Here is a 17,361-nt window from a genome sequence, read left to right as displayed (position 1 = left end):
GCGACGACCTCATTGGCGCGCGTCCCGGTATTGCAGGCGCACGGTCTCGAGCGACACGATCGCCCCGGTTGGCGATTGGACGCGCAACTCGACCCGTCGCGGAACGAACGGAGAGTCCGGAATCGCCGTGTCTGCATCCACGAACGGCGATATCCGCATCTGCCAGCGATAGCCGGCTTCCCTACCCGCGAGTTCAGTCGGAAGCGGTTGACCTTCCTGCGGAAGGCGGGATGCGATCAGACGCGCCGTCTGCATCAATGCCGTATGTTGCTCGAGCTGCTGCGCGCCGCGCACGTTACGGGCCACGAGCGAACCGATTGCCGCGAGCACGATGGACAGCAGCGCCAGCGCAACCACCGCCTCGATCATCGTGAAGCCGGCTTCACTGCTCCGCCTGGACGGCATCCTGCGCGACAATGTCCACTCCTCCCGTCAACCAGTTCACCCGCACGTCGAACCCGCTGCCGAACCGCGTCAGCCGTATGGCTCCGCCGCAAGACATCCCGCTCGGAAGGAACGTGATGGTCGAAGGCACCTCCCGCCCATTGCAGCGCTGCGGCAGGAGCGCATCGAACACGACGTCGTCCGGCACCTTGACGAATCCCGCACTCGAACCGGCCCGGACGGTTCGTCCAGGCGCATCGACCACGGCGCCGAGCGACAGCCGGCGCCCCATCGCCGCATTGCGGTCGGCCTTGAGCAATGTGGCGATCTGGATCGCATAAGCCTCCAGCTTCGGCCGCGACGTCGCCACTGGGATGCGCGGAAGCGAGATCGCAACGAGCAGCGCCATGATCCCAAGGACACAAACCATCTCCAGTAGAGTGAAACCCGCTTCTCCGCTGTCGAGGCTACTTCGTCGACGACGTGATATCGCCAGCGGTTCCCGTCCCACCTTCCTGACCATCTGAACCAAGCGATCGAATTTCGTAAGGATCCTTCTCCGCCGGCTGCTTGTAGACATAAGGATTGCCCCATGGATCGTTGGGAACGTTGCCGCCCTTCACATAGGGCCCATTCCAGGACGCTACACCGCTCACTGGGTGCGCGAGCGCACCCAGTCCCTCCGAACTCGTCGGAAAGCGGCCGGCATCGAGGTAGAACAGATCGAGCGCGCTGCTGAAACTCTGGATCTGGATCTTGGCCGCCTTCACACGGGACTCGCTGAGATAGTTCAGCACTCGAGGCCCGACCAACGCCATGATCATGCCGATGATGGTGATGACGACCAGCATCTCGACCAGCGTAAAGCCTTCCTCCCCACGACGAGGCCGACGCCTGGGTGGAGCGAACAGGCCCCTCCGCGAAAAGCCGATCATATGCACCCTCCCCTGTTTATCCCACAACTCGAGTTACCGACAGCCGCGCAGTCTTGACGGAAACGATCGATCCGCCGACGACGCCGATGAGGAGGAGATTGCCGCCTGGCCTCGGCTAGATTGGCTGCCGTGATTGATCCGGAAACCATCTTTCCCTTTTGCGTCGGTGCGCGATAGCGGAAGTTCGGCATCTCGTCACCGCACGATCGTCACGCGCAGGACCTCCGCCGCCATCATCTCCAGAAGCGTGACATGCGGAAGCTCGAAGAACATCGCCACTTCTTCGTCGAATCCGCTCGCCGAAAATTCGTTCATCTCCCACAGCTCGTGTAGGCCGCCTTCGGCGGGGCCCGACCCATTCAGCCTGCCGCGCTTGTCCGCGTCCGCTTTCCGGCCGGCGTCCTGGCTGAACCGAGCTGCGAATTCGTGCGCATTCGGGGAGGCCATGAACGTCTACCGCAGTCACTCTGGTGGCCGCAGAGCGGCGAGCGGGCCGTTTACCCTACTTTTCCGATGAGAAATGTGACGTGACGATCAACCGCAGGCAATTCACGGTACGTGCGCGTAACGCTGTTGATATTCCCCACCAATTTCCCGTCTTCGTCGCAGCCTACATAACATTGTAGCGCATCGATTGATACGCGATAGACAACATTCATAACACACGAGTGTCATACGAGAGAGCTAAGCAACCGCCATTCGGCCCGCCCCGTCTCGACGGGGGACAACAGCGGGCAGCGCGTGAGTGAGGTCGACTGTGAGCCGAGCAGCATTCCGGATCGGCTTGGTCGTCCAATGCGCCGTCATCTGCGTATTGCTCGGGTCCTGCAATACGGTGGGCAGTATCGCCGATGCCGACAGCAACAAGGACCCGGATGTCTTCGACAAAGTGCGCTCGATAGATCTCTTGCCGCGCTATCCGAACCAGTTGCCGCAGCGGCAGCTCAGCACCGGGCCCAAGGCCAAGACCGCGATCTACGCCGCTGACCCCGGAGATGATACCCCGACCGCCACGTCGACGCAGGCAGCCACGACAAGCGCGGACCGGATCGAGCTGAATTTCGACAATTCACCGATTGCATCGGTCGCCAAGATCGTCCTCGGGGACATTCTAGGCGTCGGCTACGTGATCGATCCGCGCGTTCAGGGCAACATAAGCCTCTCGTCGGGTCGACCGATCCCCAAGACCGACGTCGTCTTCGCGCTCGAGAACACCCTTCGTCTCGCGGGCGTTGCGCTCGTGCGCGACGACACTGGCTACCGGCTGATGCCTCAGACCGATGCGGTCGGGGTCGGAATGGCGGATGCGGCTGATCGCATGACCCCCGGCTATGGCGTTACAATCGTGCCGTTGCAATATGTGTCCGCGCAGACCGTCATCAAGCTGGTCGACAGCTTTGCGACCAAGCAAGGCATGATCCGCGCCGATACCAGCCGCAATCTCATTCTGATCCAGGGCACGGGCAGCGAGCGCCGCAATGCGGTCGACCTCGTGCTCAGCTTCGACGCAGACTTCCTGAAGGGACAATCCGTCGGCATTTTCCCGGTGCAGAACAGCAATCCGGGCCCCATCATCGCTGAGCTTGAGAAGATCGTGGACTCCGGCGAAGGCGGGATGTCGCAAAACCTCATCAAGTTCCAGTCGATCGCACGAATGAACGCGGTGCTCGCGGTGACGCGGAAGCCGGAATTGCTCCAGCGCGTCGAGACCTGGATTCGCCGGCTCGATACGACCAATACGGGACGGTCCGCCGTCCACGTCTATCGTGTGAAGTTCGGCGATGCCAAGCAGATTGCACGGGTGTTGAACGACGTCTTCGGCGGCAGCGGCGCGTCGGGATCCTCGTCATCGCCGCTGGATACGCCCGCCGGACAGGTCGCACCGGGCTCGGGCATGTCAGCGAGCTCGAGCGGCGGCTCTGCACTCAACCGCCTCTCGGCTTCACCTACCGGCCAGACGTCGGGAGGCTTCGGATCGAGTGGACGGAGCGCTGGAGGCACAACGGCTGACGCATCGTCCGGCAATCAAGCGAGTTACGGCGCAGGTTCAGGCGCGCAAGGAGGCGGCAGCCTGTTCGACAATTCCGCCACCGGCCAGGGCGGCGGACGAGGCGGCCCCGGTGGGGCTGGCGTTCTCGATGGCGTTCGCATCACCGCCGACAGCGTCAACAACACGCTCCTCATCTATGCGAGCCAGGAGCAGTATCGCATCATCGAACAGACCATCAAGGAGGTCGACCAACCGCAGCTTCAGGTCGCCATCGACGCCACGATTGCCGAGGTGACCCTCACCGACGATCTTCAATACGGCGTCCAGTCCTACATCATGAGCCGCGATCTTGGTCTCAAGCCGAACACCGGCTCGTTCGGTTACAACGGTGCGAGCGCAGCTGTCTCTGCGGCTGCCGATGCTGTGCTCCAGCGCGCAATCCCCGGCTTCAACTTCCTGGTCGGCTCTGCGCAAACACCGCGGGCGGTGCTCAATGCCTTGCATGCAATCGCCGACGTCAAGGTGCTCTCGAATCCGTCCGTGGTCGTGATCGACAACCAGATCGCGACGCTCCAGGTCGGCGACGAGATTCCGATCCAGACCGGAAGCGCGACCGTGCTGACCGGCAGCAACACGATTGCCAATACAACGGACTATCGCAGCACCGGCATCATCCTGCGCGTCGCGCCGAGGATCAATGCAAACGGCAACGTCCGGCTCGACGTCGAGCAGGAGATATCCAATCCTGTCGCCAATTCGTCGTCGGGTTCCTCCTCGACCTCAACCAACACGCTGACGCCGACAGTGTCGACCCGCAAGGTGCGCAGCTCTGTCGCGGTCGCCAGCGGGCAGACGGTACTGCTGGCAGGCCTGATCAGTGACAGCCAGACCAAGTCCCGCTCCGGTATTCCGGGGCTCGACCAGATTCCTGGCCTCGGCGACGTCGTGTTCGGACAGGCCGACAAGCAGATCAAGCGCACCGAGTTGATCATCTTCATCCGCCCGCAGATCATCCGCGACGGCGCAGACGCACATTTCGTTGCCGAGGAGCTGCGCACCAAGTTGCGCGGCACGATCAACGCAATCGGGCCGAAGCAGACCGCCCCGACCACGTATCGTTGAGCTTCCGTACGATGGCCCCAAGACTCTCCGTTCTGAGCCACCGCGAGCGAGATCATGTCGCAGTCGGCGCAGAGCCCCTAGGGGTTTACCTTGCACATGCGTTAATGTATAACATTAAACCAACATAACCGGATGATTGTAACGCTACGACGCATCATTTCCGATTTCGTTGAGCGGACAGTCGCGGGGGTAGCGGAATTTTGGAGACGCGCCGAATGTCCCAGGCAGATAAAGCGAAGATCCCTTCGAAAACGATGACGCGCCGCACGATTTTCGCCGCCGCAATCGCGGGGTGCGGGGTCAGCGCTGCCCGGGCCTACCCCCATGGCCATAACTGCTTCTTGAAAGGCACGAGGATCGCGACGCTCACGAGCGCTTGCAGGATCGAAGACCTCAGTGCCGGTGACATTGTGCTGACCGCCTTCGGAGGAGCACGGCCGATCGAGTCGATCGCACGATTCCGGCGGACACGCCGCAGTCCGAACAGGCCTTGGGATAAGCATGAGCGGCCTGTCCGCGTCGCTCGCGGCGCGCTGGCTCCCAATGTCCCGTCGGCCGACCTGTTCGTGACGAGGGGGCACGCATTGCTGATCGATGGGCTGTTGATCCCGGCGGAGTGCCTGATCAACGACGCCACGATCTCGCTCTACCCGGCCCATGAGCATCACGAACTGGAGTTCTTTCATATCAAGCTTGCGAGCCACGACGTGATCTATGCCGAGGACGCGCCTTGCGAGTCCCTCCTCCGTGTGGATGACACAATGAGCAATTCGTCCAGCTATCTCGGCGAGACGCTGGAGCAACATTGCGCGCCAATCGTTTCCAACGGTCTGCGCGCGGAATTGACGGGCGGCGTCAGAACCCTGCTGTCGCCGTCGCAGCACACGCGACAACTCCACCTCATCCGAGCCCGGCTGAATGCCCGGGCGGCCGCTCTTGGCGGGCGGCAGCCGTTGGGAACGGCGGCATAGCATCGATCGCTAGGGCCCTGATCGTGTCGCTGCCGGCGGCACAGATATCAGGTGCGCAGCTCTCGCCTGCGTGCACGTTTGTTGCGGGCGATTCCGCGCCTCTCCGAAAGTAGATTGTAGGTGCGACCAAGCGGGTCGCCGCGACGCAGCAACCTTCCCTCAGGAAGGCAGCGCGGCATTGACGCCATTGAATTGGCTCTGAGCACCTTGGGCTGCAACCAGAAAGAGCTTGCCTTGAAGCTGAAGGTGTCGACAACGCAAATCAGCAAGTGGAAGAAGGGCGAGTACATGTCGTCCGAGATGGAGCATCGCATCAAAGAACTGACCAAGATCGGCGATCATCACCCTGCAGTTGTGCTTTGGGCTGGATCGGTCAAGAACGCCAAGAAATGGGAGGAGCTCTTTCACCGTTTGGCGGAGCTTGCAGACGACAACAGTGAAACCGGATACGACACCTACCCTTGTGAAGGATAAGTCATTTCGCGCCGGAGTGCCGCTTCGTGCGGAATTGATGGACATGGTCTACGATGATCATGACTCGCTTGGGCAGACTGCCGAAGCCGAGGCCTTCGGATTCAATGCGGCACGACTACATCCCGACGTCTACATGAATGAACTGCTTCAAGGGATGCGGATCATCCATCAGGTATTGCCGGCAATTATGAAAAAACTCGGCATGGATGAGAAGGACTTCACATTGGACAGGTCGCAACTCTATGTGAGCGAATCATCATCAATCGATGCTGATGACGATAGCCACGATGAAGATGCCGGCGAAGTGCCCAACAATGGAGCTGAGTTATCACCTGAAGGCAAAAAATACTCTGATGATGAACCGAAGAGCACCTGAAGCGTCCCTGGAAGACAATTTGCGCTACCCCCGCTTTGACGGCACAGCTTAAACATCGATCTAGGGATGACATTCCGCGTCAGACCGCTTTTGGGCTCTTAGAATGCACCGACGCCGAAACCTGCCACCTTATTAGAAAACAGGGACCGCCTCGCAGTTTGGGATCCGGTCGGCCCGAAACACTTGCAGAGCGAATCCAACAATCACCTCCCATCAAAATCGCTGGGCAGAGCCTTTGGACTTCAGCACGCGCCTTGAAATTCAGGAACCTCCATGTTAGACAGAAATAAATTTTGTCTAACATGGTCAAATTGCCATGACAAAGGGATCAGCAAGCAAATCCCCAACGCGCCAAGGCAAGCGGGCGACAGGCGCTGCCAAAGGTAGCGGCTTGGGGCAGAAGGCCCTTCATCGGGAAGCAACGACGGGCCGGCTTGTCGTGAGCAAAGCGCGCTTCGAGGCGGTCATGCAGGCGGCGGAAAGGTCGGGCCTCCTGAACGAGAAAGGCGGCCGTATTGGCGGCAGAGTGAGCCCGGCATTAATCAGGCAGGCCAAACGGCAAACAGGCATCAAGACAGATACGGACTTGATCGAGTTTGCCCTAGCGACGGTCGCGCTTGAGGATGACTTCGCAGACGTGTTCAGGGAGTCTCGTGGCAAGGTTGCCCCGAATCTGAAGCTTGGTTTTTGATGTGGCGGAGTTCGATTTCGACACTGCCCGGCGGTGGGCGCGCTTCGATCCGCTCAGAACGCTGACACGACGAAGCGACGATGAACTGCCGTTCGTCAATCCGAGCTTGATCGGCGGACAAGGACTCCTGCTTGATACGTCCGTTTACATCGATCAGATGCAGGATCGTTCGCCTCAGATCCTGGACGACCTAATAGCGCAGCGACAGGTCAATCATTCGACTGTCGCGATCCAGGAATTGATGCACACGGTCGGCGCATTAAATCCATCCGATGCGCGAACCGCCTCCGTCATTGACGTCATCGGCAGGCAGATCAAAGCGATGCCGCCACATCGCATCTTTGCACCTGACACCGACGTTCTCGGACGCGCTGCGCTACTGTCGGGGATACTCTGCCGCCTCCAAGGCTACGAAAAGGACGGCAAGTTGCGTGCGCTCCAGGACTGCGTGATGTTTCTTCAAGCGCAAAAGCTTGGCTTGGTTGTCCTGACTGCGAACGTCGGCGACTATGATATTCTGCTCCAACTCGTTCCAACCGGACGCGCACTGTTCTATCGTCGGAAATAAGCCCCGTTGACGCTTGAAAGAGAATTCTGAGCGGCATTTCGCCTGACGATCTTCTAATACTGAAACTCGCGGAATGCAGGGCTAACAATCTTCGCGTGCAACAATGGGGACCACGCAGAATTATTGCAAAAATGTTTCCCTTATCAAAGGCTTACGCCTTTGGTGCGCTCGGAGGGACTCGAACCCCCACGGTGTTACCCACTGCCACCTCAAGGCAGCGCGTCTACCAGTTCCGCCACGAGCGCTAGGAGATGCCGGCCTGAGGCTTTAAGGCCAGCCGGATCAGCGGCCGCCGATCTAACAAATCCATCAGGGGGATACAAGCCTGCAAAGGAGGCGAATTCCACAGGCTTGCGCGGAAAGATCCGCCCGGACCGGCCTTATCTCGTGCCGGGCGAGCGCGGCAGCATCTGCTTGACCTCGACCGCGATCCGGTTGCGGTCGACCAGCACGACGCCAGAGGCCACCGGCAGGTTGTTGGCGAGAACCTTGACCTCGTCGGCCTCGGTCGCGTCCAGCTCGATGATGGCGCCACGGGAAAGACGTAATACCTGATGGATGGGCATAGTGGTCGTCCCGAGGACGACCATGAGATCCACGGTGACTTTATCGAGAGTGGGCACTGTCAGGACCGCCGCAACTTTGGAACTTTCGCATTTGCTCTCGCGATCATCACCACGTTATGGTTAGCCAATGGTTAATAAGCCCGAAAACCACCGCCAAGACCTCGATTTGACGTCGTTTTCCGCCTCCGCGGGCGCGCCCGTGGAGTGGCGGATTTCGGACGCCCCGGTTGCCTATCCGGACGCGGTTGCCGCCATGGAGGCGCGCGTTGCGGCGATCGCGGCGGGCGAAGCGCCCGAGCTCGTCTGGCTGCTCGAACACCCCCCGCTCTACACCTCCGGCACCTCCGGCAAGCCCTCCGACCTGCTCGATTCGCGCTTCCCGACCTTCGCCACCGGTCGCGGCGGGCAGCTCACCTATCACGGCCCCGGCCAGCGGGTGGCCTACATCATGCTCGACCTCAAGCGTCGACGGCCGGACGTCCGGGCCTATGTCGCGAGCCTTGAGGAGTTGATTCTGCGCACGCTGGCCGCCTTCAACATTCGCGGCGAGCGGCGCGAGGACCGGGTCGGCGTCTGGGTCAGGCGGCCGGACAAGGGCGCCGATCATGAGGACAAGATCGCCGCCATCGGCGTCCGGCTGAAGCGCTGGGTGTCGTTCCACGGCATCGCGATCAATGTCGAGCCGGAGCTGTCGCATTTTGCCGGGATAGTGCCCTGCGGCGTCGCCGACCCCCGCTACGGCGTCACCTCGCTGGTCGACCTCGGCCATCCCGTGACGATGGCCGATGTCGACATCGCGCTCCGGCAGGCTTTTGAAGAGCTGTTCGGCCCGACAAAGGCATTGCTGCCGGAAGCCGCCTAGGCCGCCGCGCGGTCCGGTGCGACTTCGAGCTTGCCGGCGATATAGCGGCGCTCCTGGCTGAGGCCGCCGAAGCCGTAGGCATCGCCCCTCACCTCGTCGACATGCAAATACGTCTCGTGATGCAGCGGACCCAAGATCTCGGCCATGCGCTTGAACATCGCGGCGAGATAGGCCGCCTTCTCGTCCTTGGTGTTGGTACCCTCGGAGACGTGGATGTCGATCCAGTAGCTCGCGAGCTTCTGCTCGGCGAGCGGCTTGCCGCCCGCGAACCAGTCGTTGGCGTCGACTGATTTCACGATGATGGCGGTGACCTTGGGATCCTTGTGCAGGATCTTTGCGGTGAGCTCGGACACCGCACTCGCGATGTCCGCCTTGAGCGTCGGCGACTGGCGGGAGGTCGAATAGGACACAGTGATCAGGGGCATGGCGGTTCTCCTAAGCTTCGGCGCAGGCGGCTGCGCCGCGTCCATGGAAAACTAGACCCGACCACATCATTCTGGTACCTTATCTCTGTTGATATCAGTGATAACTATTCATAATGAATGCAACGCTCGACATCGCCACGGTACAGGCCTTCCTGCTGGTCGCCGACCTCCAGAGCTTCACGCGCGCTGCTGAGGCGCTCGGGACGACGCAGGCGGCTGTGAGCCTCAAGCTGCAACGGCTCGAAACGCTGCTTCGAAAACGCCTCGTCGAGCGCTCGCCGCGCGCGGTGAAGCTGACCGCCGAGGGCGCTGCGTTCGTGCCGCGGGCCCGCGCGCTGATGGACGCCCATGACAGCGCGCTGTCGGGCGAGGCGCAGACGGCGCAACTGTTGTCGCTCGGCATCTCCGACCACGCCGCCGGCCCCGAGCTGGTGCCCCTGCTGGAACGACTGCACGCGATGTCCTCGCAGCTCACCCTCGCCGTCACGATCGGCTTTTCGCGTGAGATGCTGGACGCCTACGACAAAGGCCGGCTCGATGCGGTGATCGTGCGCCAGGAAGGCAGCAGGCGCGGCGGCGAAAAACTCGTCGAGGACGAGTTCGGCTGGTTCGCGTCAAGACGCTTTACCGTGCCGAAAGGCGAAGCGCTGCCGCTCGCCACCCTGGCCCCACCCTGCGGCGTGCGTGCCATGGCAGCGCGCGCGCTCGAAAAGGCCGGCATCCCCTCCCGCGAGCGCTTCGTCGGCGGCGGCGTCACGGCGGTGGTCGCGGCCGCGCTTGCGGGCCTTGCCATCGCACCGCTGGCGCGGCGGATCGCGCCACCTGGACTGATCGATATCGGCCCGGCGCAAAAGCTGCCCAAGCTGGGGGCATCAAAGGTGATGCTGCACGCGAAGGTCAGCGATCCCGCCAAGCTCGCGGCACTGCGCACGGTGGCGGCGACGTTCCGGAGCGCAGCGGCCGCAGCCTGAACACGCCGCAGGCGGCCGCTAGCCATCCTCGCCGGTTGGATGATCGCGACCGGCATGGCGTCCTGCCACATACCAATAAATCAACCCTGCCGCACATCCGGCCAGGGCAAACACCCAGATGCGAAAGAACGAAAGCTCGAGCAGACTCTGGCCGAGGCCTCCGGTCACGCCGCCGGAGCAAACATAGAAGAGCAGCGAACGTACCCGGAAACGCTCGGTCAGCCCAATGACGATAACGGCGGGGATCGCAGTAAGCACTCCGATCACGAGAAGGACAAACGGTGCAGTGATGCCGAAACCCATCAGGTAGTCCGACGCCGCAGGCAGTACGTTGGCGCGATAGTTCTCCCACATCGATGCGACGATGAAGCAGACTTCAGCGGCGATAGTGGCCGTCACGCATCCGCTCAGCCACCCTTTGATGACGCGCAACCAGAAACGACCGGACAAAACAGCTGCATTCACAATATCGCCTCGAACGCGCTGCGCAGCGTCTCGTGCCTGAAGACAAAACCGCGGCTCAGCGCCTTGTTCGGCAACACGCGCTGACCGCCGAGCAGGAGCTCATCGGCAAAGCCGCCGCCGATCCGGCGCAGCAGGCCGCCAGGAATGCGAAACACAGCGGGCCGGTGCAGGCGACGGCCGAGCTCTTCGGTGAATTTTGCATTGGTGACGGGGATCGGCGCGGTCGCATTGACGGGACCTGCAAGCTCCGGTGTCGCGATCACATAGGCGATCAGTCGGACTAGGTCGTCGCGCTCGATCCAGGACATCCACTGCCGGCCCGTTCCGAGCGGCCCGCCAAGACCGAATTCGAACGGCGTCAGCATGCGCGTGATGAAGCCGCCCTCGGTGCCGAGCACGAGCCCGGTACGCAAGTACGCCACGCGGACGCCAAGTCCCTCGGCGGGCCGCGCCGCGCTCTCCCAGGCCTCGCACAATTCGTGACTAAAACACGCGTGCGATTTCGCCGACTCCGTCAGCACCTGATCGGCCCACAAGCCGTACCAGCCGATCGCGGAGCCGCTGATGAGCACCGCGGGCTTACGCTCCAGCCGTGCGATCAGCTTCACGACCTCTCCGGTCATGTTGATCCGCGAAGAGAGGATTTTCGCGCGCTTTGCCTCGGTCCAGAGGCCGTTGCCGATCGGCTCGCCGGCGAGATTGACGATGGCGTCGATGCGCGTATCCGAAGCAAGCTGGTCGAGGCTCGTGATCAGGGTGACCGGCGGCGGCAGCATTTCCGCCTTCGCGGGATTGCGAAGGAGCGCGATGACCTGATGCCCTTCTCCGCTGAGGCTTGCGGCGAGCCGGCTGCCGATGAAGCCGGTGGCGCCCGTGATCAGCACGGTCTGGCGGCCGGAGAGCTTATCGACGAGCCTGTGCCCGGGCGCGCTCGTCATGCGGGCGAGCCGCCGCGTCACCGCGAAATCGCGCACGCCGCAAAGCGCCGCGCCCGCCGCGCAGGCAGTCGCGGCGAGGCTCAGCAAGCCCTGATAAACGACGATCACGCCGAGCGGCTGCATCGTCCAATCGATCAGCACCGGTAGCAGAAGTACCAGGATGGCACCGTAGTTGATCGCCAGCAGCGTGTGATTGATCCGCTCGCTCGGCGGCAGCTTCCGGCTCAGATCCTCCTCGACGAAATCCATCAGCGTGATGATGATCTCGGCGACCAGCACCGCGACGATCAGCAGCGCCAGCAGGCCATGGACCTCGAACCAGCCGAGCACCAGGAACAGAAGCGCATAGAGCATGTTGCGCACGGCGTGCAGTTGCAGCTCGAACCGCTGCGACGGGCGCCAGGCCAGGCGTTCGGTGAATTCGTGGTGATAGAAGGTGTCGAACACGCCCATCACGATCTGGATGGCGATGAGGGTCCACAAGAGCGGCGTCATGATACGGCCTCCCTGAACACGGCAGACTGGTGGATCACCGCGCCGTAACGCGGGTGAGTGACATCGAGGGTGAAGCGGAAGGCGCCCTCGCCAAGATCGCGATGCGTCACGGTGAGATCGCCGGGCGTGAGCCATTGCGGCAGCGGAATCCACAGGCCTCCAAGCTGGAGGCCATAACCGGCGCTGCGAAAGGTCAGCGCCTGATCCTCGACCGCGATGCGGAGCGCCATACAGACGCCGAAGCCGACATATTCCTCGAGCCCGGTCGGGCCGGCGAAGCGCTTGGCGGAGTGGATCACCTGCGGAAAACCGCACCGGCGCGCGCAGATGCGCGTCCAGGTCTGGCCGCCACTCACGCCATCCTCGGTGACCGTGACGATCATGGGCACGCCGGTGTCGCGGCTGATCGGCAAGGGGCCACCGATCAGCCGGGCGGCCTGCGCAAACCACCAGCCGATGTCGCTGAAGCTGATCTCGTCGACCACGCCGACATAGACGACGCTGTCGCCGTCGCCGACGCGCTTGGAGAAGCGCCGCCAGGTCGCGAGCGGCAGGCGGCCCCAATCCTCGTCCGACAACAGAGCACGGAAACGGCGATCGTCGAGCAGTTTGGTGTGAGCGGGGTGAGGTGCGAGAGAACCTGGTAATCTTGCCGACGTCATCGCCCCCTCCTCAAAGCTATCTGGCCTTACCCAGCGGCAGCAGGTTGGCGATCTTCTCGCCGAGCTTCATCAGTGCGACCAGCCGCGGCCGCGGCACCTTCAGCATCTGCATGAACCAGTGGTCGGCGAGCTCGGTGAAGGCGAGCATCTCCTTCAGCCGCTTAGCTGCGACCGGACTGATGGTCGGATCGTCGGTGGCGTCGGACACGCAGGCCCGCAGCGCCGCGATGGCCGGTTCGATTTCCCTCTCCTTGCGGCGCGCCGCGATCCGCGCCGCGACCTCCCAGATATCGGCCTCGGCCTCGTAATGGTCGCGACGATCGCCGAGGATCGGCACGCGCCGGATCAGGTTCCAGGCGAGGAGTTCCTTGAGCGAGTTGGAAACATTGGAGCGCGCCATGCCGAGCGTGTCGGCGATGTCTTCCGCCGTCATTGGCGCGTCTGCGAGATAGAGCAGCCCGTGGATCTGGCTGACGGAGCGGTTGACGCCCCACTCGTCCCCCATGTCGCCCCAATGCAGGATGAAGCGCTCGACGGCCGCGGGGAGTTTCTTCTTGCCGGTTATTTCTGTCATAACAGAAATATCTGACGACGCCGACCGACTGTCAAGCCCGCCACCGAATGCTTTGATGCTTTGCATACCGTCCGCGACATTTGCCTAAAAATGTCCCAGGGCCGGGAACAATCCGTGTCCTGCGGCGTTTGCACGGGTCGACGCAGGGTGCTGGGAATGGTGAAAAAGTACAATCGACAGAGAGACTTGTTCGAAAGCGAACGCAGTTTCCGACTGTTGATTGACGGCGTTGCGGATTACGCCCTCTACATGCTCGACCCCAGCGGGATCATCACGAGCTGGAACATCGGTGGCGAGCGCATCAAGGGCTATTCGCCGAGCGAGATCGTCGGACAACATTTTTCCCGCTTCTATACCGAGGCCGACCGAGCCAACGGCAAGCCCGCACGCGCGCTCGGCATTGCCCGGGAAAAGGGCCGCTACGAGGAAGAAGGCTGGCGCGTCCGCAAGGACGGCACCTTCTTCTGGGCCAGCGTGGTAATCGATCCGATCTACGAGGACGGCGAGCTCGTCGGCTTTGCCAAGATCACGCGGGACATCACCGAGCGGCGCGATGCCCAGCTCAGGCTCGAGGCGATGCAGAAGCAGCTCGCCGAGTCGCAGAAGTTCGACGCGCTCGGCCAGCTCACCGGCGGGGTCGCGCACGACTTCAACAACCTGTTGATGATCATCAGCGGCAGCCTGCACATGCTGAAGCGGGGAACCGAAGACGACGAAAAGGTGCAGCGCGCGATCTCCGCGATCGACACGGCGACGAAACGCGGCGCTGCGCTCACCAACCAGCTCCTCACCTTCGCACGGCGGCAGAGCGTCAATCCGCAGGCGATTGATTTCGCCGGCCGCATCGCGGCGATCCGCGAGGTACTCGAGGCCGGCGTCGGCAGCGCCGTGCGACTCGCCTTCAACATCGATCGCGGCGTCTGGCCAATAAAGGCCGACGTCTCCGAGCTCGAAACCGCATTGCTCAATCTCGTCATCAATGCCCGCGACGCGATGCCCGACGGCGGCACCGTGACGATCGGCGCCCGCAACACCGTGTTGGCCGAAACGCCCTACGTCGGCGAGTTCGTCGCAATCGGCGTCGCCGATACCGGCCTCGGCATTCCCTCCGACGTGCTCGACAAGATCTTCGAGCCATTCTTCACGACCAAGCCGATTGGCAAGGGCACCGGCCTCGGCCTCTCCCAGGTGCACGGCTTCGCCCACCAGGCGGGCGGTACAGTGAAGGTCGCCAGCGAGCTCGGCAAGGGCACGACCTTCACCATCCTCCTGCCGCGCGGGATGGACACACCAGTGCGGGAGACCACGGAGGAGGCACCGTTCCGCGGCAGCGGCACCGTGCTGCTGGTGGAGGACAATCCGGACGTCGCATCCGTCAGCACCGGGCTCCTGGAGCAGCTCGGCTACAGCGTGCATCGGGTCGCCGATGCCGAGGCCGCGCTACGCGAGCTTGAGACGAATGGCGTCGACTTCGTCTTCTCTGACATCGTGATGCCCGGAAAGATGGACGGGCTCAGCCTTGCCCACCATCTGCGCCAGATCCGCCCCGGCCTGCCGATCCTGCTCGCCACCGGCTACAGCGATGTCGCCGCCGACGTCCGCGGCGACTTCCCGATCCTGCGCAAGCCCTATGAAATCCACGAGCTGAGCGAGGCGATCGCCAAGCTGCCGCGGTGAAGCGGACTAGACCGTCGGCAGCACCGAGAAGGCTTCCCCTGCCCTGCGCAGGTTCAGTTCGTCGGCGCCGGCGGTCTCGCTGGTGACGCTGTCGACCCGCGAAGACGGCGGACCGTGGCGGCACAGCGCGACCATGTCGGCGACATGCTTCGGCGCCCCCGCAAACAGCGCTTCGACGCTGCCGTCGCGACGGTTGCGGACCCAGCCTTCGAGTCCGCTGGTAACAGCCTGGTATTCGACCCAGGCACGATAGCCGACGCCCTGGACGCGGCCGCGGATCATGACCTGGAGGATCGCCCGGCTCATTTTTTCAGCCCGAGAAATTCGGCGCTGCGCGCCTTCATATCGGCCTCGCGCATGACGCGGCCGGTCAGCTCGGACGATGCGAGGCCTTTGAGGTTTTTCGGCGGCGTGCCCTCGCGCAGCGCCTTCAGCGTGTCGTGGACGGCTTGCGTCGCCGCCGCGATCGGCGCGTGGCCCTGGAGCGCGATGCGGACGCGCTGGCCGGCGAGATAGTCAAGCGCGTTCAATTCGTCCGGTGCGCCGCCCAGCACGATCGGCAGGCGCGTTGCCGCCGCGATCGCATCGAGTTCGGCGCGCGACTTGATGCCGGTGAAGAACAGAGCGTCGATCCCGGTGGCCTCGTAGGCCTGCGCACGGCGGATGGTATCGTCGAGCGAAGAGATTGAGGCCGCACCGGTGCGGCCCATGATGACGAGCGAGGGATCGCTGCGGCCATCGAGCGCCGCCTTCATCTTGCCGACGCCCTCCTCGAGCGAGATCAGCTGTGTCCTGGCTTCGCCGAAGGCGGCCGGCAGCAGCGTATCCTCGATGGTGAGGCCGGCGGCACCCGCCGTCTCCAGCTCCTGCACCGTGCGGCGCACATTGAGCGCATTGCCATAGCCGTGGTCGGCATCGACCAGCACCGGAAGCGTTGCGGTGCGCGACATCCGCCGCATCTGCTCGGCAAGCTCGGTGAGCGTGATCAGCGTGACATCAGGGTCGCCGAGCACGGCGAGCGAAGCGACCGAGCCGCCGAACATACCAAGCGGAAAGCCGAGATCCTCGGCGATCCGGATCGAGATCGCGTCATAGACCGAACCGGGATGGACGCAGGCCGAGCTCGACAGGATGGTGCGCAGTTTTTCGCGGCGGGAACGAAAGGCCATGGTACTCTCTCAACTGTTGCGACGCAGTCCGCAACCTACTCCGTCATTGCGAGCGCCGCGAAGCAATCCAGAATGCCAGCTCCTCATCCTGTGGAGCGCGGAACGCGCGTCTCGAAGGATGAAGGCCCGAGCGGTGGCCTCGCCCTTCGAGACGCGCGCGAAGAGCGCACTCCTCAGGGTGAGGATCTACCGCCTGTGCCCGCTCCTTACGCAAACTCCAAAATCAGCGCGTCCACCGCGAGCGTCGCGCCGGCGCTGGCGTGGACTTTCTTCACGGTGCCGTCGCGCTCGGCGCGCAGCACGTTCTGCATCTTCATGGCTTCGACCACCGCAAGCGTCTCGCCGGCCTTGACCTCCTGCCCCTCGGTCACCGCGATCGAGACCACGAGGCCGGGCATCGGGCAGAGCAGCTTCTTGCCGGTGTCTGAGGCCGAGACCACCGGCATCAGCCGCGCGGAAGTCGCTTCCGCTTCGGTCCAGACATAGACCGGCACCTCGACGCCATGGTGCGCGAGGCGGATGCCGTTCGCAATGGGACGCGTCTGCACCGCGATGAAGTGGCCGTCGATGGTGCCCTGCCAGACCGGATCGCCCGGCTTCCACGGCGACTGCAACAGATGGGCATTGCCGGCCTTGCCCTCGGTATCGACGAAGCGCACCGCGATGGCGTCGCCCTCGCGGCCGACCTCGAGCAGGATCTCGTCGCGGTCGAGCCAGACGGCGCGGCGCCGCTCGCGCTGCACGACGCGGCCGCCGAGCTGGCCCGAGATCTGCCGCTTGCGCTCCCCTAGCACGTGATCGATGGCGGCGCCGACCGCGGCAATGCGCCGCGCGACCTCGCCCTCCGGCACCCGCACGGCAAAGCCCTTCGGGAACTCCTCCGCGATGAAGCCGGTCGAGAGCCGGCCCTCGCGCCAGCGCGGATGGTGCATCAAGGCCGACAGGAACGGGATGTTGTGGCGGATGCCGTCGACATAGAAGGCGTCGAGCGCGGTCGCCTGCGCCTCGATCGCGGCGGCGCGCGAGGGCGCATGGGTGACGAGTTT

General features: G+C 63.2%; 23 protein-coding genes and 1 tRNA gene. 9 read left to right on the top strand and 15 right to left on the bottom strand.

Annotated elements, in window-relative coordinates; all coding sequences use genetic code 11:
• Window positions 1-9: 9 nt before the first annotated feature.
• From AXW67_RS36460 to AXW67_RS36445, 5 genes are read right to left on the bottom strand one after another with little or no spacing between them, the layout of a single operon-like run.
• On the bottom strand, window positions 10-405 hold the full coding sequence (locus AXW67_RS36460; protein ID WP_035685193.1) for a prepilin-type N-terminal cleavage/methylation domain-containing protein: 396 nt from the start codon (window positions 403-405) through the stop codon (window positions 10-12).
• Window positions 383-907 (bottom strand): prepilin-type N-terminal cleavage/methylation domain-containing protein, encoded by a 525-nt coding sequence (locus AXW67_RS36455; RefSeq protein WP_082908160.1) that lies wholly within the window; start codon window positions 905-907, stop codon window positions 383-385. The genes AXW67_RS36460 and AXW67_RS36455 overlap by 23 nt, the downstream gene beginning before the upstream one ends.
• Window positions 852-1,319: a type II secretion system major pseudopilin GspG gene (gene gspG / locus AXW67_RS36450; RefSeq protein ID WP_063681789.1), complete on the bottom strand. Its 468-nt coding sequence runs from the start codon at window positions 1,317-1,319 to the stop codon at window positions 852-854. Before gspG ends, AXW67_RS36455 begins: the two co-directional genes overlap by 56 nt.
• Entirely contained in the window at window positions 1,316-1,510 is a 195-nt protein-coding gene (locus AXW67_RS45190) for a type II secretion system F family protein (RefSeq protein WP_145928110.1), read from the bottom strand. Before AXW67_RS45190 ends, gspG begins: the two co-directional genes overlap by 4 nt.
• Before the next feature lie 4 nt (window positions 1,511-1,514).
• The gene (locus tag AXW67_RS36445) at window positions 1,515-1,766 is read right to left on the bottom strand and encodes a hypothetical protein (RefSeq protein WP_063681788.1); all 252 of its coding nucleotides are present in this window, start codon (window positions 1,764-1,766) and stop codon (window positions 1,515-1,517) included.
• A 310-nt stretch (window positions 1,767-2,076) separates the two neighbouring features.
• Here AXW67_RS36445 and gspD point away from each other — a divergent pair, with 310 nt between their 5' ends.
• The 6 genes from gspD to AXW67_RS36415 all read left to right on the top strand — a co-directional run bounded on the left by gspD (window position 2,077) and on the right by AXW67_RS36415 (window position 7,511).
• Window positions 2,077-4,431, top strand: a complete 2,355-nt coding sequence (gene gspD, locus AXW67_RS36440; protein WP_063681787.1) for a type II secretion system secretin GspD — start codon at window positions 2,077-2,079, stop codon at window positions 4,429-4,431.
• A 215-nt stretch (window positions 4,432-4,646) separates the two neighbouring features.
• A complete protein-coding gene (locus AXW67_RS36435; RefSeq protein ID WP_063681786.1) occupies window positions 4,647-5,402 on the top strand; it encodes a Hint domain-containing protein in 756 nt (251 codons plus the stop codon).
• Window positions 5,403-5,636: 234 nt separating this feature from the next.
• Window positions 5,637-5,876, top strand: coding sequence for a sialate O-acetylesterase family protein (locus AXW67_RS43405; protein WP_201723758.1), 240 nt, complete (start codon window positions 5,637-5,639; stop codon window positions 5,874-5,876).
• Window positions 5,866-6,252 (top strand): hypothetical protein, encoded by a 387-nt coding sequence (locus tag AXW67_RS43400; RefSeq protein ID WP_201723757.1) that lies wholly within the window; start codon window positions 5,866-5,868, stop codon window positions 6,250-6,252. The genes AXW67_RS43405 and AXW67_RS43400 overlap by 11 nt, the downstream gene beginning before the upstream one ends.
• A gap of 316 nt (window positions 6,253-6,568) precedes the next feature.
• Entirely contained in the window at window positions 6,569-6,943 is a 375-nt protein-coding gene (locus AXW67_RS44565; RefSeq protein WP_245315826.1) for a hypothetical protein, read from the top strand.
• A 1-nt stretch (window position 6,944) separates the two neighbouring features.
• Window positions 6,945-7,511, top strand: a complete 567-nt coding sequence (locus AXW67_RS36415; RefSeq protein ID WP_063681783.1) for a type II toxin-antitoxin system VapC family toxin — start codon at window positions 6,945-6,947, stop codon at window positions 7,509-7,511.
• Between the two features lie 160 nt (window positions 7,512-7,671).
• Here the strand turns inward: AXW67_RS36415 and AXW67_RS36410 are convergent.
• Both AXW67_RS36410 and AXW67_RS36405 read right to left on the bottom strand, forming a co-directional pair.
• Window positions 7,672-7,756 (bottom strand) — tRNA-Leu (locus AXW67_RS36410).
• A 135-nt stretch (window positions 7,757-7,891) separates the two neighbouring features.
• Window positions 7,892-8,134 (bottom strand): FliM/FliN family flagellar motor switch protein, encoded by a 243-nt coding sequence (locus AXW67_RS36405; RefSeq protein ID WP_018647371.1) that lies wholly within the window; start codon window positions 8,132-8,134, stop codon window positions 7,892-7,894.
• A 70-nt stretch (window positions 8,135-8,204) separates the two neighbouring features.
• On the opposite strand from AXW67_RS36405, the gene lipB reads away from it, so the two are divergent.
• The gene (gene lipB / locus AXW67_RS36400) at window positions 8,205-8,939 is read left to right on the top strand and encodes a lipoyl(octanoyl) transferase LipB (protein ID WP_063681782.1); all 735 of its coding nucleotides are present in this window, start codon (window positions 8,205-8,207) and stop codon (window positions 8,937-8,939) included.
• On the opposite strand, the gene AXW67_RS36395 is transcribed toward lipB, so the two are convergent.
• The gene (locus AXW67_RS36395; RefSeq protein ID WP_063681781.1) at window positions 8,936-9,364 is read right to left on the bottom strand and encodes a tautomerase family protein; all 429 of its coding nucleotides are present in this window, start codon (window positions 9,362-9,364) and stop codon (window positions 8,936-8,938) included. The genes lipB and AXW67_RS36395 overlap by 4 nt on opposite strands.
• Window positions 9,365-9,477: 113 nt before the next feature.
• Here AXW67_RS36395 and AXW67_RS36390 point away from each other — a divergent pair, with 113 nt between their 5' ends.
• Entirely contained in the window at window positions 9,478-10,335 is an 858-nt protein-coding gene (locus AXW67_RS36390) for a LysR family transcriptional regulator (RefSeq protein ID WP_063681780.1), read from the top strand.
• 18 nt (window positions 10,336-10,353) lie between these two features.
• Here the strand turns inward: AXW67_RS36390 and AXW67_RS36385 are convergent, their stop codons facing one another.
• From AXW67_RS36385 to AXW67_RS36370, 4 genes are read right to left on the bottom strand one after another with little or no spacing between them, the layout of a single operon-like run.
• Window positions 10,354-10,800 (bottom strand): hypothetical protein, encoded by a 447-nt coding sequence (locus tag AXW67_RS36385; protein ID WP_145928109.1) that lies wholly within the window; start codon window positions 10,798-10,800, stop codon window positions 10,354-10,356.
• The gene (locus tag AXW67_RS36380; RefSeq protein WP_063681778.1) at window positions 10,797-12,233 is read right to left on the bottom strand and encodes a TIGR01777 family oxidoreductase; all 1,437 of its coding nucleotides are present in this window, start codon (window positions 12,231-12,233) and stop codon (window positions 10,797-10,799) included. Before AXW67_RS36380 ends, AXW67_RS36385 begins: the two co-directional genes overlap by 4 nt.
• Complete coding sequence (locus AXW67_RS36375) at window positions 12,230-12,895, bottom strand: DUF4166 domain-containing protein (protein ID WP_063681777.1); 666 nt, start codon at window positions 12,893-12,895, stop codon at window positions 12,230-12,232. The genes AXW67_RS36380 and AXW67_RS36375 overlap by 4 nt, the downstream gene beginning before the upstream one ends.
• A 16-nt stretch (window positions 12,896-12,911) precedes the next feature.
• Window positions 12,912-13,469, bottom strand: coding sequence for a GbsR/MarR family transcriptional regulator (locus AXW67_RS36370; protein ID WP_063681776.1), 558 nt, complete (start codon window positions 13,467-13,469; stop codon window positions 12,912-12,914).
• A gap of 156 nt (window positions 13,470-13,625) precedes the next feature.
• Between AXW67_RS36370 and AXW67_RS36365 the strand changes: the two genes are divergently transcribed.
• Window positions 13,626-15,146, top strand: coding sequence for a PAS domain-containing sensor histidine kinase (locus AXW67_RS36365; RefSeq protein ID WP_063681775.1), 1,521 nt, complete (start codon window positions 13,626-13,628; stop codon window positions 15,144-15,146).
• A 6-nt stretch (window positions 15,147-15,152) separates the two neighbouring features.
• Here AXW67_RS36365 and AXW67_RS36360 read toward each other — a convergent pair whose 3' ends face one another.
• The 3 genes from AXW67_RS36360 to AXW67_RS36350 form a co-directional block, all read right to left on the bottom strand.
• Window positions 15,153-15,452: an acylphosphatase gene (locus tag AXW67_RS36360; protein WP_027552994.1), complete on the bottom strand. Its 300-nt coding sequence runs from the start codon at window positions 15,450-15,452 to the stop codon at window positions 15,153-15,155.
• A complete protein-coding gene (locus tag AXW67_RS36355) occupies window positions 15,449-16,315 on the bottom strand; it encodes an isocitrate lyase/PEP mutase family protein (protein ID WP_063681774.1) in 867 nt (288 codons plus the stop codon). The genes AXW67_RS36360 and AXW67_RS36355 overlap by 4 nt, the downstream gene beginning before the upstream one ends.
• Window positions 16,316-16,521: 206 nt before the next feature.
• On the bottom strand, window positions 16,522-17,361 hold an 840-nt coding region (locus AXW67_RS36350; RefSeq protein WP_145928108.1), incomplete at its 5' end, for a biotin/lipoyl-containing protein.

The sequence above is a fragment of the Bradyrhizobium neotropicale genome (assembly GCF_001641695.1).
Taxonomy (GTDB): Bacteria; Pseudomonadota; Alphaproteobacteria; order Rhizobiales; family Xanthobacteraceae; genus Bradyrhizobium; species Bradyrhizobium neotropicale.
This window is presented reverse-complemented; position numbering and strand designations above follow the sequence as displayed.